The following is a 15,042-nucleotide window of genomic DNA, read 5'->3' as shown; positions in this document are numbered from 1 at the left end:
AGGGCCCCAAGCAGGCCTGGGCCACCGAATTACGATGTTGTTCTATTTGGCAGAGCGAGAGTGGATGTGAGCAAACGAGCCTTTAACTTCTGCGCAGGCCCTGCCGCGCTTCCTGATGCCGTGCTGCAGCGCGCCCAGGCCGAGATGCTGGACTGGCACGGCAAGGGCCTGTCGGTCATGGAAATGAGCCACCGCAGCGACGACTACGTGGCCATCGCCGAGAAGGCCGAGCAGGACCTGCGTGACCTGCTGTCCATCCCCTCCAATTACAAGGTGCTGTTCCTGCAGGGCGGCGCCAGCCAGCAATTTGCCGAAATCCCGCTCAACCTGTTGCCAGAAGACGGCACCGCCGACTACATCGAGACCGGGATCTGGTCGAAAAAGGCCATCGAGGAAGCGCGCCGCTTCGGCAACGTCAACGTCGCTGCCAGCGCCAAGCCCTACGACTACCTGGCCATTCCTGGCCAGAACGAGTGGAACCTGACCGCCAACGCGGCTTACGTGCACTATGCGTCCAACGAGACCATCGGTGGCCTGCAGTTCGACTGGGTGCCACAGACCGGCGATGTGCCGCTGGTGGTGGACATGTCCTCCGACATTCTCTCGCGCCCCATCGACGTGTCGCAGTTCGGCCTGATCTACGCAGGTGCCCAGAAGAACATCGGCCCTAGCGGGCTGGTGGTGGTGATCGTGCGGGAAGACCTGCTGGGCCATGCCCGCAGCAGTTGCCCGACCATGCTCGATTACAAGGTCTCGGCAGACAATGGCTCGATGTACAACACGCCTGCGACTTACGCCTGGTACCTCTCAGGCCTGGTCTTCGAGTGGTTGAAGGAGCAGGGCGGCGTGGACGCCATGGAGCAGCGCAACCGTGCCAAGAAAGACTTGCTGTACGGGTTCATCGATGCCAGCGCGTTTTACAGCAACCCGATCAGCGTCAATGCCCGGTCGTGGATGAACGTCCCGTTCCGCCTGGCCGACGAACGCCTGGACAAGGCCTTCCTGGCCGGTGCCGACGCCCGTGGTTTGCTCAACCTCAAGGGCCACCGGTCGGTTGGAGGCATGCGTGCATCCATCTACAACGCCCTGGGCCTGGATGCGGTTGAAGCCCTGGTGGACTACATGGCTGAATTCGAGAAGGAGCACGGTTGATGTCCGAGCATGAACTGCAGGCGCTGCGTGTGCGCATCGACAGCCTCGACGAAAGGATTCTTGAGCTGATCAGCGAGCGTGCTCGCTGCGCTCAGGAAGTGGCCAAGGTCAAGACCGCGTCGCTGGCCGAGGGCGAGGCGCCGGTGTTCTACCGTCCCGAGCGCGAGGCTGCCGTGCTCAAGCGCGTGATGGAGCGCAACAAGGGGCCATTGGACAACGAGGAAATGGCGCGGCTGTTCCGCGAAATCATGTCCTCGTGCCTGGCACTGGAAGAGCCGCTCAAGATCGCTTACCTGGGCCCTGAAGGTACCTTCACCCAGGCCGCCGCCATGAAGCATTTCGGTCATGCCGTGGTCAGTCGTCCGATGGCGGCCATCGACGAGGTGTTCCGCGAAGTGGCAGCCGGGGCCGTGAACTTCGGCGTGGTGCCGGTGGAAAACTCCACCGAAGGCGCAGTCAGCCACACCCTCGACAGCTTCCTCGAGCACGACATGGTGATCTGTGGCGAAGTGGAGCTGCGTATTCACCACCACCTGCTGGTGGGCGAGAACACCAAGACCGACAGCATCAGTCGCATCTATTCCCATGCCCAGTCATTGGCACAGTGCCGCAAGTGGCTCGATGCCCATTACCCCAACGTCGAGCGTGTGGCGGTGTCGAGCAACGCCGAGGCTGCCAAGCGCGTCAAGGGTGAGTGGAACTCGGCGGCCATCGCAGGCGACATGGCGGCCAACCTGTACGGCCTGACCCGTCTTGCCGAGAAAATCGAGGACCGTCCGGACAACGCCACGCGATTCCTGATGATCGGCAACCAGGAAGTGCCGCCCACCGGGGACGACAAGACGTCGATCATCGTCTCGATGAGCAACAAGCCCGGTGCACTGCACGAGTTGTTGGTGCCGTTCCACCAGAATGGTATCGACCTGACCCGCATCGAGACCCGGCCTTCGCGCAGTGGCAAGTGGACCTATGTGTTCTTCATCGACTTCGTCGGCCATCACCGCGATCCGCTGATCAAGGCGGTGCTAGAGCAGATCAGCCAGGAGGCGGTGGCGCTGAAAGTGCTGGGGTCTTATCCGAAGGCGGTGCTTTGACGCGCAACCTTCCGGGTCGGTGCACGGCCCCGTAAGTCCTCATGGACTGCCTCGATTTTCGTACAGGGTTCATACCAGTGGTAAAAGCAGCAAACACCAAACCCGCCCCGATCATCGACCGCCTGGTGGTGGTCGGCCTCGGTCTGATCGGTGGCTCGTTCGCCAAAGGCCTGCGTGAAAGCGGCCTGTGCCGCGAAGTGGTCGGCGTCGACCTCGATGCGCCGTCGCGCAAGCAGGCCGTTGCCCTGGGCGTGGTCGACCGCTGCGAAGAGGACCTGGCCACGGCCTGCCTTGGCGCCGATGTGATCCAACTGGCCGTGCCAATTCTAGCCATGGAGAAAGTTCTGGCGCGCCTGGCCCGGCTCGATCTGGGTGAGGCCGTGATCACGGACGTTGGCAGTGCCAAGGGCAACGTCGTGCGCGAAGCGCGTTCGGTGCTTGGCGAGCGCTTGTCGCGTTTTGTGCCTGGCCACCCCATCGCTGGCTCCGAGCAGAGCGGGGTGGAGGCGTCCAACGCCAGCCTGTTCCGTCGGCACAAGGTCATCCTCACGCCGCTAGCCGAAACCGACCCTGCAGCGCTGGCCTTGGTCGATCGCCTGTGGCGTACGCTGGAGGCTGACGTTGAGCACATGCCGGTCGAGCGCCATGACGAAGTGCTGGCCGCGACCAGCCACTTGCCACACCTGCTGGCCTTCGGGCTGGTCGATTCGCTGGCCAAGCGCGATGAAAACCTGGACATCTTCCGGTACGCTGCGGGAGGTTTTCGCGATTTCACGAGAATCGCCGGTAGCGACCCGACCATGTGGCATGACATTTTTCTTGCCAACCGCGACGCTGTCCTGCGCACACTCGATACATATCGCAGTGATCTCGACGCCCTGCGCGACGCGATCGCTGAAGGGGACGGGCACCAGCTGCTGGGTGTTTTCACCCGCGCTCGGTTTGCCCGCGAGCATTTCAGTAAAATCCTGGCCCGCCGGGCCTATGTGGACGCTATGAACGCCAACGATCTGATTTTCCTGGCCCAACCCGGTGGCCGCCTGAATGGGCGAATCCGCGTACCGGGCGACAAGTCGATTTCCCATCGCTCGATCATGCTCGGCTCGCTGGCCGAAGGCACCACCGAGGTCGAGGGTTTTCTCGAAGGTGAAGATGCCCTGGCGACCTTGCAGGCTTTTCGCGACATGGGCGTGGTCATCGAAGGCCCTCATCAGGGTCGCGTGACCATCCATGGCGTCGGCCTGCATGGCCTTAAGCCGCCGCCTGGCCCGCTGTACGTGGGCAACTCCGGTACCTCGATGCGCCTGCTGTCGGGCCTGCTGGCCGGCCAGTCGTTCGACGTCACCATGACCGGCGACGCCTCGCTTTCCAAGCGTCCGATGAACCGAGTGGCCAACCCTCTGCGCGAAATGGGGGCTGTGGTCGAGACCGGTCCGGACGGCCGTCCGCCGCTGACCATCCGCGGCGGCAGCAAACTCAAGGCGCTGACCTACACCCTGCCGATGGCCAGTGCCCAGGTCAAATCCTGCCTGCTGCTGGCTGGCCTGTACGCCGAAGGCAAGACCACCGTCACCGAGCCTGCGCCGACCCGTGATCACACCGAGCGCATGCTGCGCGGCTTCGGCTATTCGGTCGAAACCAACGGCCCGGTCGCTTCGCTGCAAGCTGGCGGCAAGCTGACCGCGACTCGCATCGAAGTGCCAGCGGACATTTCGTCGGCAGCGTTCTTCCTGGTGGCGGCGTCCATTGCCGAGGGTTCGGAGCTGGTGCTCGAACATGTCGGCATCAACCCCACCCGTACCGGCGTCATCGACATCCTGCGCCTTATGGGTGGCGATATCACCCTGGAAAACCAGCGTGAAGTCGGTGGTGAGCCGGTGGCCGACCTGCGCGTGCGCGGTGCCAAGCTCAAGGGCATCGATATCCCTGAAGAGCTGGTGCCGCTGGCCATCGATGAGTTCCCCGTGCTGTTCGTTGCCGCTGCCTGCGCTGAAGGGCGTACCGTGCTGCGCGGTGCCGAAGAACTGCGGGTTAAAGAGTCCGACCGCATCCAGGTGATGGCCGACGGCTTGATCACCCTGGGCATCCAGTGTGAGCCCACCCCCGATGGCATCATCATCGACGGCGGGCAACTGGGCGGTGGTGAGGTGCACGGGCACGGTGACCACCGCATCGCCATGGCCTTCAGCGTCGCATCGCTGCGCGCTAGCGCGCCGATTCGTATCCATGACTGCGCCAACGTCGCCACCTCGTTCCCCAACTTCCTGTCACTGTGCGCTGAGGTTGGCATCCGCGTGGCCGAAGAGGGCAAGTCGTGAGCGCCTTGACGCCGGTCATCACCATTGATGGACCCAGTGGTTCCGGCAAAGGGACCGTGGCCGGTCTGATGGCACGCGAGCTGGGTTGGCGGCTGCTGGATTCGGGCGCGCTGTACCGTCTGCTGGCCTTCAATGCCAGCAACCACGGCGTGGACCTGACCAATGAGGAACTGCTGACCCAACTTGCCGCCCATCTGGATGTGCAATTCATTGCCGCCGAGCCCGGTAAACTGCAGCAGATCATTCTCGAGGGTGAGGATGTCAGCAACGTGATCCGCACCGAAACCGTCGGTGCCGGCGCTTCGATGGTCGCTTCGCTGCCTGCGGTGCGTGATGCACTGCTGGTGCGCCAGCGCGCCTTTCGCGAGGCGCCAGGCCTGATCGCCGACGGTCGTGACATGGGCACGGTGGTGTTTCCGGACGCGCCGCTGAAGGTGTTTCTGACCGCCAGTGCCGAGGAACGTGCCCGCCGCCGTTACCTTCAGTTGAAGGGCAAGGGTGAAGATGTTAGTCTGTCGAGTCTGCTGGATGAGATTCGTGCGCGTGACGAGCGCGACACCCAACGTGCAGTGGCCCCGCTAAAACCTGCGGCCGACGCCATTCAGTTGGACTCAACCGAGTTGTCCATCGAGCAGGTGTTGCAACGTATCAGGAGCGAGCTCGCCTTGCGCGATCTCCTCTGATAACCAGGAAGGCAGGCAGGGGCACCAGTCAACGTCCTGCCCGCTTTCCTTTATCTAAACGAAACCCACATTGTCTGGAATGTGGCGATGGGCGTCTGTTTCGCCCGAATCTACAGGAATTAAAATGAGCGAAAGCTTTGCAGAACTCTTTGAAGAAAGCCTGAAAACCCTCAATCTTCAGCCGGGTGCGATCATCACCGGTATCGTTGTCGACATCGACGGCGACTGGGTTACCGTACACGCTGGCCTGAAGTCCGAGGGCGTCATCCCGCTCGAGCAGTTCTACAACGAAGCTGGCGAGCTGACCATCAAGGTCGGTGACGAAGTGCACGTTGCGCTGGACGCGGTCGAAGACGGCTTTGGCGAAACCAAGCTGTCCCGTGAAAAAGCCAAGCGCGCCGAGTGCTGGATTGTTCTGGAAGCAGCTTTCGCCGCCGAAGAAGTGGTCAAGGGCGTTATCAACGGTAAGGTTAAGGGCGGCTTCACTGTCGACGTTAACGGCATCCGTGCGTTCCTGCCGGGCTCCCTGGTTGATGTCCGCCCAGTGCGCGACACCACCCACCTGGAAGGCAAAGAGCTGGAATTCAAGGTCATCAAGCTCGACCAGAAGCGCAACAACGTTGTCGTTTCCCGTCGCAGCGTGCTGGAAGCCGAGAACTCCGCCGAGCGCGAAGCCCTGCTGGAAACCCTGCAGGAAGGCCAGCAAGTCAAAGGTATCGTCAAGAACCTCACCGACTACGGCGCATTCGTGGACCTGGGCGGTATCGACGGCCTGCTGCACATCACCGACATGGCTTGGAAGCGTATCAAGCACCCATCGGAAATCGTTAACGTTGGCGACGAAGTCGACGTACGCGTTCTGAAGTTCGACCGCGAGCGCAACCGCGTTTCGCTGGGTCTGAAGCAGATGGGCGAAGATCCGTGGGTAGCTATCACTGCCCGTTACCCAGAAGGTACTCGCGTACAGGCTCGCGTAACCAACCTGACCGACTACGGCTGCTTCGCTGAGCTGGAAGAAGGCGTTGAAGGTCTGGTACACGTTTCTGAAATGGACTGGACCAACAAGAACATCCACCCGTCGAAAGTCGTTCAGGTTGGCGACGAAGTGGAAGTCATGGTTCTGGACATCGACGAAGAGCGTCGTCGTATCTCCCTGGGCATCAAGCAGTGCAAGTCCAACCCATGGGAAGACTTCTCCGGCCAGTTCAACAAGGGTGACAAGATCACCGGTACCATCAAGTCGATCACCGACTTCGGTATCTTCATCGGTCTGGACGGCGGCATCGACGGTCTGGTTCACCTATCCGACATCTCCTGGAACGAAACCGGCGAAGAAGCCGTACGTCGTTTCAAGAAGGGCGACGAGCTGGAAACCGTCATCCTGTCGGTCGATCCAGAGCGCGAGCGCATCTCCCTGGGCATCAAGCAGCTGGAAGACGATCCGTTCTCCAACTTCGTTGCTGTCAATGACAAGGGCGCTATCGTCAAGGGCATCGTGAAAGATGTTGACGCCAAAGGTGCCATCGTCACCCTGGCCGACGACATCGAAGCCACTCTGAAAGCTTCCGAAATCAGCCGTGACCGCGTTGAAGACGCGCGTAACGTTCTGAAGGAAGGCGAAGAGATCGAAGCCAAGATCATCAGCGTTGACCGCAAATCGCGTGTCATCAGCCTGTCGATCAAGTCCAAGGACGACGCTGAAGAGCGTGAAGCCATCCAGAGCCTGAAAAACGCTCCGGAAGCGGCTGCCGATACCACCATGGCTGCGCTGCTGCGCGAAGCAATGGCCAAGCAGAACTGAGTTCTGTTTGATCGGTAGAAAGGGCGACCCTCGGGTCGCCCTTTTTTATGGGCGTTATCTGCGCCTGCTTGGGGTGTGACCCTACGTTTTTCGTGGTTGAACTCGCTTGCCTCAACCCGCTAAGGTCCCGACCTTGATTTTCGAGAGACAACCATGGGCTATCTGATCATCGTCGCGCTTATCCAGGCGTTCTCTTTCAGCTTGATAGGCGAGTATCTGGCCGGTCACGTCGACAGTTATTTTGCCGTGCTTGCCCGCGTGGTGCTGGCGGGCTTGGTCTTTCTGCCGTTGACCCGATGGCGGCAAGTAGAACCGCGCTTTGTGCGCTCGATGCTGCTGATAGGCGCCTTGCAGTACGGCATCACCTACGTGTGCCTTTACTTGAGCTTTCGCGTGCTCAGCGTACCCGAGGTGTTGCTGTTCACCATTCTTACACCGCTGCACGTGACTCTGATCGAAGACGCCATGAATCGGCGGTTCAACCCATGGGCGCTGGTGGCAGCGCTGGTGGCTGTGGCCGGAGCTGCGGTGATTCGCTTCGACAGCATCAGTGGCGAATTTTTCATGGGCTTCCTGTTGCTGCAGTTGGCCAACTTCACGTATGCCGCGGGCCAAGTGTTGTATCGGCATCTAGTTGCCCGGTTCCCCAGCGACCTGCCGCACTATGCACGGTTTGGCTATTTCTACCTGGGGGCGCTGTTGGTGGTCCTACCGGCGTTCGTGTTGTTCGGCAACAGCGCACACCTGCCCAGCACCCCGGTGCAATGGGGCGTCTTGGTGTTTCTGGGGCTGTGCCCCACGGCGCTGGGCCTGTACTGGTGGAACAAGGGGGCTTGCCTGGTATCGGGTGGCACACTTGCCGTCATGAACAACCTGCACGTGCCGGTGGGGCTGCTGCTCAACCTGCTGATCTGGAATCAGCATGAACCGCTTGGACGGCTTCTGGCAGGCGGTGCCATTATTCTGGGATCTGTATGGCTAAGCCGTTTCAGTGGACGGGCACAAGCTCCGATGCCCGGCAAAGCCTGACATGCATACCGTTTTCGTGATTGTTGCACCGATCTTCGCCTTGATCATCGTCGGCTACCTGTGCCGCCGCACCAACAAATTGGGCGACAAGGCGGCGGCCGAAATCAACAAGATGGTGGTCTGGTTGTGCCTGCCGGCCTTGCTGTTCAAGGTCACCGCCACGGCCACCTGGGCCGAAATCTGGCACCCTGGGTTCATCGCCGCATTTGGCGCCGGGGCGCTGGGGATGTTTGCGATTACCCTGCTGTGGCGGCTGCGTGGCGGCCATGGATTAGTGGCGTCGAGCATCGATGGGCTGAGTGCCGGCTACGCCAATACCGGCTACATCGGCATTCCCTTGTGCCTGCTGCTGTTCGGTCAGCCTGGCTTGCAGCCAGCGCTGATTTCGTCGTTGATCGTGGTCTGCCTGGTATTTGCTCTGTCGCTGATGTTGATCGAGATCGGCTTGCAGGATGAGCCCGAGGTCGGCCGCGCCGTGGGCCTGGTGCTCAGGGCACTGGCCAAGAACCCGCTAGTCGTCGCGCCGCTGGCAGGTGCAGCGTGGGCCATGACCGGGCTGGGGCTGGCCGAACCGGTGATGCACTTGCTCGACATGCTCGCATTGGCCACCACGCCCTGTGCATTGGTGTCGCTCGGAGCATTTCTGGCAGAGAAACAGCCGCGCGCACAGGCCAGCCCCTGGCCGCTGGTAGTGTTGAAATTGGTCGGCCAGCCGGCGCTGACGTGGGTGCTGGCCTACAAGGTGTTTCACCTGCCCGAGATGTGGGCCGCCTCGGCCGTGCTGCTGGCCGCGCTGCCCACCGGTACTGGGCCGTTCATGCTGGCGGAGTACTACAACCGGGATGCGGGGTTGATATCCAGGACCATTCTCTGGTCAACGGTAGTCTCGCTGCTCACCTTGACGGCGCTGCTGTACATATTGGGGTATGCGCAGTGAATGAGCGATTCAAACGTTTACAGATTCGGGTCGCGTTCAGCAAGACGCTGGCCGGGCCCAGAACGCTGAGGTGAGGCGCTGGTCCAGAACGCCTCACCGACATCGCTACTGGACCGTCGGGCAGGCCGCTAGCGCGCCAGCAGCCAGATCATGACCACCACGATTACCACGCCAGCCACGAACACCCAGCGGGACCGGCTGTGTTCCCGTGGCTGCGTCTGGGCGTGTGGCCGGGTGTGCGTCTGCGCCTTGTCAGGTTCAGCGAATCGCGCCTGCTGGGCAGGGGCTTGCGGCGCTGCCAGCGGTGCCTCTTCCCCGCGCAACAGTCGCACCAGTCGCGGCCATCCTGCCTGCTCGGCCAATTGCAACGGCGTTTGCCCCAACGGGTTGAGCGCCGAGGTGTCGGCCCCGTGCTCAAGCAGAGCACTCACCACCGGGTAGTTGCCCGCCAACGTCTCGCGGTGCAGCAGCAACCAACCGCCCTCATCGGGATCGGTGACCATGGCAGGGTGTTGCACCAGTGCATCGTGCACCTGCGCCACCATGTTCACGGCCATGGGATGGTCAGCCTCTTCCAGCTGCTTGAGCGCTTGTGCGTCGGCCGGCGTATCCAGAGCCCGCGAGAGCAACACCTGGGATTGCCCTTTGGGCGCCGGTACGAGCGCCACGAAGCCGGGCTCAGCAAATTGCAGGCCCCAGGCCGCATCGTGTTCAGCACGTTCGGCTGCGGGCATCTCGCTGCGCATCGCATCGATGGTGAAGCCTCCATAGACCTCGCCGGCAGACACGTACATCCAGTCGGTGAGCGCCGAAAACGGCAGCGTCACCCGCTGCGATGCATCGAAGCCCGTGGCCCATTCCGGTTCGTTGAGCAGCATGCCGCTGATCGAGACGCCGTCGAACGCCACCTCGCTGAGCCACATGTTCTCCACGGTTGGCAGTTCCGGATCATCACCGTGGACCGGAAAAGCCATCTTCACGGCGGCCATGTCCAGGCCCTTGATAATCCGGCGTGCCTCCCAGGAAAGCTCGCGCCAGAAAAACTTGAACGTGGCCTGCGCATTGGCGATGGCGGTTTGAAGGGCAGGGCTGTTGTCGTCGGCCGGGTAGATGATTTGCTCGGTCATAGGGTACATCCGTGTGAGTGCGTGTTGATGACGAGGGGTATCAGGGTCATCAGACCGAAGAGCACGGGGCTGGTTCGAGGGGCTTGCGAGCCTTGAGCTCAGCCTCCCTGCTCAAGCCTCGCTCATTTCCTCAACCCGCCGCGACATCGGCGCCTGTACGGGCGCAACATGCCCGGCCAGGCCAACGCGCATATCGTTGCCACTGGGCTGCTGATACAAGCTCAACCCAAACTCCGGCAACACCGCCAGCAGGTAATCGAAAATATCCCCCTGAATGCGCTCGTACTCGGCCCACACCGTGGTGGTGGTGAAGCAGTAGATCTCCAGCGGCACGCCTTCTGCCGTGGTCTGCATCTGGCGGACCATGCAGGTCATGTTCGCGTGTACGTCCGGGTGGTTTCTCAGGTAGGCCAGTGCGAAGGCGCGGAAGGTGCCGATGTTGGTCAGCTTGCGCCGGTTGGCCGAGAGTTCCGCCACCGGCCCCAAGGCTTCGTTCCAGCTTTGCAGCTCCTGACGTTTGCCGGCCAGGTAGTCACCCAGCAGGCGTACCTGACTCAGGCTCTGCTCCTCTTCACGGGTCAGGAAACGGACCCCGGCCGCGTCGATGAACAGGCTGCGCTTGATGCGCCGGCCGCCTGATTGCTGCATGCCACGGTAGTTGCGGAACGATTCGCTCATCAGGCGCCAGGTGGGGATGGAGACGATGGTCTTGTCGAAGTTCTGCACCTTGACCGTGTGCAGGGTAATGTCCACCACATCGCCATCGGCGCCGACCTGGGGCATTTCGATCCAGTCGCCGACGTGCAGCATGTCGTTGCTGGTCAGCTGCACGCTGGCCACGAATGACAAGAGCGTGTCCTTGTACACCAACAGCAGCACGGCTGACATCGCGCCCAGGCCTGACAGCAGTAGCAACGGTGAACGGTCGATAAGGGTGGCGACGATAACGATGGCCGCAAAGATCCACAGCATCATCTTGGCCAGTTGCACATAGCCCTTGATGGAGCGTGTGCGGGCGTGCTCGGTGCGGGCATAGATGTCGAGCAGGGCATCGAGCAGGCACGACAGGGCCATGGTCATGAACAGCAGCGTGAAAGCCAACGCCAGGTTGCCCAGAAAGTGCTGGGCGGTGTCGGACAACTCTGGCACCAGCTTGAGCCCGAACTGCAGGACCAGCGACGGTGTGGTCTGCGCCAGGCGGTGGAAAACCTTGTTGTGCCGCAGGTCGTCGAGCCATTTCAGGGCAGGCTGGCGTGCCAGCAGGCGAGCGCCGTGCAGCACCAGAAAGCGCGCCAGGCGTCCTAGAATCAGCGATATCACCAGCAGTACGGCCAGGCCGATGGCGGCGTGCAGCATGGGGTGTTGGTCGAGGGTACCCCACAGGTCGAGGGAGTCGCGCCAGAAGCGTTGGATGTCCATGGGCTTGCTTACAGTCTTGTTGCCAAACGAGGCGTTATTAGAACGCGGATGGGCAGCCCCATGCCAAAAGAAATTCGGCTAAATCGCTAGAAAACGTTACCCTATGCAGCTGATTTCCGTACTTGCCTGAGGTTACCTCCGTGTTCTCCCAATTCGCCTTGCACGAACGCCTGCTCAAAGCCGTGGCCGAGCTTAACTTCGTCGAGCCTACCCCGGTGCAGGCCGCCGCCATTCCCCTGGCGCTGCAAGGGCGGGACCTGCGTGTCACCGCGCAGACCGGCAGTGGCAAGACGGCGGCGTTCGTTCTGCCGCTGCTCAATCGTCTGGTCGATCTGCGCGAGCGCCGTGTGGAGATTCGCGCGCTGATCCTGCTGCCCACCCGTGAGCTGGCACAGCAGACCCTCAAGCAGGTGCAGCTGTTCTCGCAGTTCACTTACATCAAGTCGGGCCTTGTGACCGGCGGCGAAGACTTCAAGGAACAGGCCGCCATGCTGCGCAAGGTGCCGGACGTGCTGATCGGCACGCCGGGCCGTTTGCTCGAGCAGCTCAACGCCGGCAACCTCGACCTGTCCCACGTCCAGGTGCTGATTCTGGACGAAGCCGACCGCATGCTCGACATGGGCTTTGCCGAGGACATGGAACGCCTGTGCAAGGAATGCGAAAACCGCGAGCAGACCCTGCTGTTCTCGGCCACTACCGGCGGCGCGGCGTTGCGCGACATGATCGGCAAGGTCCTGAAAGACCCTGAGCACCTGATGCTCAACAGCGTATCGCAGCTGGCCGAGGGCACCCGCCAGCAGATCATCACGGCCGACCATGACCAGCACAAAGAGCAGATCGTGCAATGGCTGCTGGCCAACGAAACCTTCGACAAGGCGATCATCTTCTCCAATACCCGCGCCATGGCTGACCGTATCTATGGCCACCTGGTCGCCAAGGACGTCAAGGCATTCGTGCTGCATGGCGAGAAGGACCAGAAAGACCGCAAGCTGGCCATCGAGCGCTTCAAGCAGGGCAGCTCCAAGGTGCTGGTCGCCACCGACGTGGCCGCGCGCGGCCTGGACATCGACGGCCTGGACTTGGTCATCAACTTCGACATGCCACGCAGCGGCGATGAATACGTGCACCGTGTGGGTCGTACCGGGCGCGCCGGGGGCGAAGGCCTGGCGATCTCGCTGATCACCCATAACGACTGGAACCTGATGTCCAGCATCGAGCGCTACCTCAAGCAGCAGTTCGAGCGCCGGGTCATCAAGGAAGTCAAAGGCACCTATAGCGGGCCCAAGAAAGTCAAGGCGTCTGGCAAAGCTGCCAGCACCAAAAAGAAGAAGACGGACAAGAAAGGTGGCGACAAGAAGGCCAGTGCCAAGCGCAAGCCTACGGCCAAGCCAAGGGCCAACGCACCGTTGACCAGCTCCGATGGGCTCGCACCGTTGAAGAAGCGCAAGCCGTCGGCCGAGTAAGGCCCGGTGCCTGTGCCAGGGCAGCGCTCAGCGCCGCCCTGGCAGTTACCGTCCTGGCGTCATCCTGCCTTTTTTTCGGCCGCTTTCAATTCCTTGATACGCGTGTCGATCAACTGACACTTGTCCGGCAAGTCCTTGCTGGCGGTGCCCAACTGCATGCCTTGCAGTTCCTCATTCATTTCCTTGGCCTTCGTCGGGTTCTGTTCGGTCAGTTGAGCCACCAGCCCAGCCAGTTCCTCGCGTTTTTGCGTCGCTTCTTCGGGCGTGCATGCCCAGGCGGGCAACGCGCTGAACAGTGTGACCAGGCATGTGATACGCAGCAGTGGTTTCATCCTTTGCTCCTCCGGCGTGGTTGATGGACGGTTGAGGCGCGGCGAGCCGATTGGTTCACGATCAGGGATAAGTGGCCAGGGTTCGGTGTGGCTTATTGCAGCTAAAGCACGTGACCTCCAGGCCATTTGCGTGGAACGTGCGCGGACTTGGAAGGTCCCAAGCCTGTGTACATCCTCGACGCACACCAGGAGGTAATCGCATGCGTACCATCTACAACTGGGACCTGATCGAACGCTTGTTGCATGAAGTGCAGAACGGCAGTGGGCAGAACTTCACACCCCGCCCTTATGCCGAAGCGCATGCCGCTGACCTGGCGGCCAAGGGTGAACCCGTCGGTGACCTGGATCGCCTCAAAACCCAAGCCTGCGAATACGAGAAGCTGCTTCTGGAGCGAGGCTATATTCAAAGCCGCCCGGAAGAGGAGGGTGGTAACGGCGAGAACTTCGTGCTGACCGAGCGAGGGTCGCGCCTGATGAGCCTGATCGACAGCAGCATTCCAGGCTTCGAACACCCGCGGCAAGTGCTGGATGATCAGGATGATGCGCTGGATGAAAGCACCTTTGAACACGTCTCGTCCAAGGCGCAGATTGCCGGTGGTGCCATTTAAAGCTGGCCAGCGAGGCATGCGTGAATTGATAATCCCGTGTCCCTTTTTTCAGGTGAATCACTGCGCATGCCTTTGCACCGTCTCGAGGTCCGCCGATGAGCGTGGCCCGCAAGAACCCCGATGCCTTTGCGTTTCAGGTCATGGTGGTGCTTTGCCTGATCTGGGGCAGCCAGCAGGTGCTGATCAAAACGGCCGCCGTGGACATTGCCCCAGTGATGCAGGCAACCCTGCGCAACTGCATCGCTGCGGTGCTGGTCGGGCTGATGATACTGTGGCGCGGCGACTGGAAACAGGTAGGGGGGACTTGGCGAGCAGGTGTGTTGGCGGGCGGATTGTTCGGACTCGAGTTTCTGTTCATCGCCGAAGGACTCAAGCTGACCACGGCCGCTCACATGTCGGTGTTCTTGTACACAGCGCCCATCTTCACCGCCCTTGGCCTTCATTTCATGCTGCCCAGCGAACGGCTGAGACTGTTGCAATGGCTAGGCATACTGCTGGCGTTCGCGGGCATTGCACTGGCCTTTGTGGGTGGGACCTCATGGGCCGAGATGGACGGGCGCACCTTGCTGGGGGATGCCTTTGGGGTACTCGCCGGCTTGGCATGGGGCGCGACCACGGTCGTAGTCAGGGGGTCGCGGCTTTCCGAGGCACCAGCAACCCTTACCCTGTTCTATCAGCTAGCGGTAGGTTTTGTCGGCTTACTGCTTATTGGGCTGATCACGGGGCAGGCCGGCGATGTGGTCATGACGCCGCTGGCGATTGGGAGCGTGTTGTTCCAAGGCGTAATCGTCTCGTTCATCAGTTACCTGACTTGGTTCTGGCTGCTGCGCAAGTACCTGGCATCGAACCTGGCTGTGTTTTCATTCATCACGCCCCTGTTCGGCGTCACCTTCGGAGTGTTGATCCTGGGCGAACCGCTGACCGTGAACTTCGTGCTTGGCGCTGTGCTGGTGCTCGTGGGCGTGGTTCTGGTAAGTGCCGAACCCTGGGTACGGCAGCAACTGCGCAAATGGGTCGGGTAAGGCCAGAACCTAGCAGTAACATAGGGAAACGATTGACGGTGCCAGGAAATCCCCCAA

The 15,042-nt window shown here is 61.4% G+C and carries 13 protein-coding genes; 10 read left to right on the top strand and 3 right to left on the bottom strand.

The annotated features are described in order from the left end of the window. The first annotated feature begins 66 nt into the window (after positions 1–66). The 7 genes from serC (at position 67) to ACF8GB_RS02025 (ending at position 9,014) form a co-directional block, all read left to right on the top strand. Complete coding sequence (serC, locus tag ACF8GB_RS02055; RefSeq protein ID WP_058637580.1) at positions 67–1,152, top strand: 3-phosphoserine/phosphohydroxythreonine transaminase; 1,086 nt, start codon at positions 67–69, stop codon at positions 1,150–1,152. Continuing rightward, a complete protein-coding gene (pheA, locus tag ACF8GB_RS02050) occupies positions 1,152–2,246 on the top strand; it encodes a prephenate dehydratase (RefSeq protein WP_058605607.1) in 1,095 nt (364 codons plus the stop codon). Before serC ends, pheA begins: the two co-directional genes overlap by 1 nt. Positions 2,247–2,323: 77 nt before the next feature. Then, complete coding sequence (locus ACF8GB_RS02045) at positions 2,324–4,564, top strand: bifunctional prephenate dehydrogenase/3-phosphoshikimate 1-carboxyvinyltransferase (RefSeq protein ID WP_392526482.1); 2,241 nt, start codon at positions 2,324–2,326, stop codon at positions 4,562–4,564. After that, positions 4,561–5,247 carry a (d)CMP kinase gene (gene cmk, locus ACF8GB_RS02040; RefSeq protein ID WP_023533778.1) on the top strand — a complete coding sequence of 229 codons (687 nt, stop codon included), beginning with the start codon at positions 4,561–4,563 and terminating at the stop codon, positions 5,245–5,247. The genes ACF8GB_RS02045 and cmk overlap by 4 nt, the downstream gene beginning before the upstream one ends. A gap of 124 nt (positions 5,248–5,371) precedes the next feature. Further along, positions 5,372–7,048 carry a 30S ribosomal protein S1 gene (gene rpsA, locus ACF8GB_RS02035; RefSeq protein WP_392526481.1) on the top strand — a complete coding sequence of 559 codons (1,677 nt, stop codon included), beginning with the start codon at positions 5,372–5,374 and terminating at the stop codon, positions 7,046–7,048. Positions 7,049–7,201: 153 nt separating this feature from the next. After that, the gene (locus tag ACF8GB_RS02030) at positions 7,202–8,077 is read left to right on the top strand and encodes a carboxylate/amino acid/amine transporter (RefSeq protein ID WP_058637583.1); all 876 of its coding nucleotides are present in this window, start codon (positions 7,202–7,204) and stop codon (positions 8,075–8,077) included. Between the two features lies 1 nt (position 8,078). Further along, positions 8,079–9,014: an AEC family transporter gene (locus tag ACF8GB_RS02025; RefSeq protein WP_196121850.1), complete on the top strand. Its 936-nt coding sequence runs from the start codon at positions 8,079–8,081 to the stop codon at positions 9,012–9,014. Positions 9,015–9,142: 128 nt separating this feature from the next. Here ACF8GB_RS02025 and ACF8GB_RS02020 read toward each other — a convergent pair whose 3' ends face one another. Next, a complete protein-coding gene (locus ACF8GB_RS02020) occupies positions 9,143–10,141 on the bottom strand; it encodes a DUF2314 domain-containing protein (protein WP_392526480.1) in 999 nt (332 codons plus the stop codon). Positions 10,142–10,252: 111 nt separating this feature from the next. Then, positions 10,253–11,560, bottom strand: coding sequence for a mechanosensitive ion channel family protein (locus tag ACF8GB_RS02015; RefSeq protein ID WP_392515604.1), 1,308 nt, complete (start codon positions 11,558–11,560; stop codon positions 10,253–10,255). Between the two features lie 140 nt (positions 11,561–11,700). Here ACF8GB_RS02015 and ACF8GB_RS02010 point away from each other — a divergent pair, with 140 nt between their 5' ends. Continuing rightward, complete coding sequence (locus ACF8GB_RS02010) at positions 11,701–13,023, top strand: DEAD/DEAH box helicase (RefSeq protein ID WP_058605602.1); 1,323 nt, start codon at positions 11,701–11,703, stop codon at positions 13,021–13,023. A 59-nt stretch (positions 13,024–13,082) separates the two neighbouring features. On the opposite strand, the gene ACF8GB_RS02005 is transcribed toward ACF8GB_RS02010, so the two are convergent. Next, positions 13,083–13,355 carry a hypothetical protein gene (locus ACF8GB_RS02005; RefSeq protein ID WP_058637590.1) on the bottom strand — a complete coding sequence of 91 codons (273 nt, stop codon included), beginning with the start codon at positions 13,353–13,355 and terminating at the stop codon, positions 13,083–13,085. Between the two features lie 200 nt (positions 13,356–13,555). On the opposite strand from ACF8GB_RS02005, the gene ACF8GB_RS02000 reads away from it, so the two are divergent. Together ACF8GB_RS02000 and ACF8GB_RS01995 are read left to right on the top strand one after the other, a co-directional pair. Then, the gene (locus ACF8GB_RS02000; RefSeq protein WP_392526479.1) at positions 13,556–13,963 is read left to right on the top strand and encodes a transcriptional regulator; all 408 of its coding nucleotides are present in this window, start codon (positions 13,556–13,558) and stop codon (positions 13,961–13,963) included. Positions 13,964–14,058: 95 nt separating this feature from the next. Beyond that, a complete protein-coding gene (locus ACF8GB_RS01995) occupies positions 14,059–14,985 on the top strand; it encodes a DMT family transporter (protein ID WP_196185812.1) in 927 nt (308 codons plus the stop codon). Positions 14,986–15,042: the final 57 nt, after the last annotated feature.

It is taken from the genome of Pseudomonas sp. xss_4 (assembly GCF_043104125.1).
GTDB lineage: Bacteria > Pseudomonadota > Gammaproteobacteria > Pseudomonadales > Pseudomonadaceae > Aquipseudomonas > Aquipseudomonas parafulva_B.
The sequence above is the reverse complement of the archived record's forward strand: the minus strand, read 5'-3'. Positions and strand labels throughout refer to the sequence as shown.

Excerpts from the sequence above, each read along its gene's own strand:
- ACF8GB_RS01995 (WP_196185812.1), top strand. The coding sequence starts at position 14,059 with ATGAGCGTGGCCCGCAAGAACCCCGATGCCTTTGCGTTTCAGGTCATG.
- rpsA (WP_392526481.1), top strand. The coding sequence starts at position 5,372 with ATGAGCGAAAGCTTTGCAGAACTCTTTGAAGAAAGCCTGAAAACCCTC.
- ACF8GB_RS02005 (WP_058637590.1), bottom strand. The coding sequence starts at position 13,355 with ATGAAACCACTGCTGCGTATCACATGCCTGGTCACACTGTTCAGCGCG.
- ACF8GB_RS02030 (WP_058637583.1), top strand. The coding sequence starts at position 7,202 with ATGGGCTATCTGATCATCGTCGCGCTTATCCAGGCGTTCTCTTTCAGC.
- ACF8GB_RS02000 (WP_392526479.1), top strand. The coding sequence starts at position 13,556 with ATGCGTACCATCTACAACTGGGACCTGATCGAACGCTTGTTGCATGAA.
- ACF8GB_RS02020 (WP_392526480.1), bottom strand. The coding sequence starts at position 10,141 with ATGACCGAGCAAATCATCTACCCGGCCGACGACAACAGCCCTGCCCTT.
- ACF8GB_RS02025 (WP_196121850.1), top strand. The coding sequence starts at position 8,079 with ATGCATACCGTTTTCGTGATTGTTGCACCGATCTTCGCCTTGATCATC.
- pheA (WP_058605607.1), top strand. The coding sequence starts at position 1,152 with ATGTCCGAGCATGAACTGCAGGCGCTGCGTGTGCGCATCGACAGCCTC.
- ACF8GB_RS02015 (WP_392515604.1), bottom strand. The coding sequence starts at position 11,560 with ATGGACATCCAACGCTTCTGGCGCGACTCCCTCGACCTGTGGGGTACC.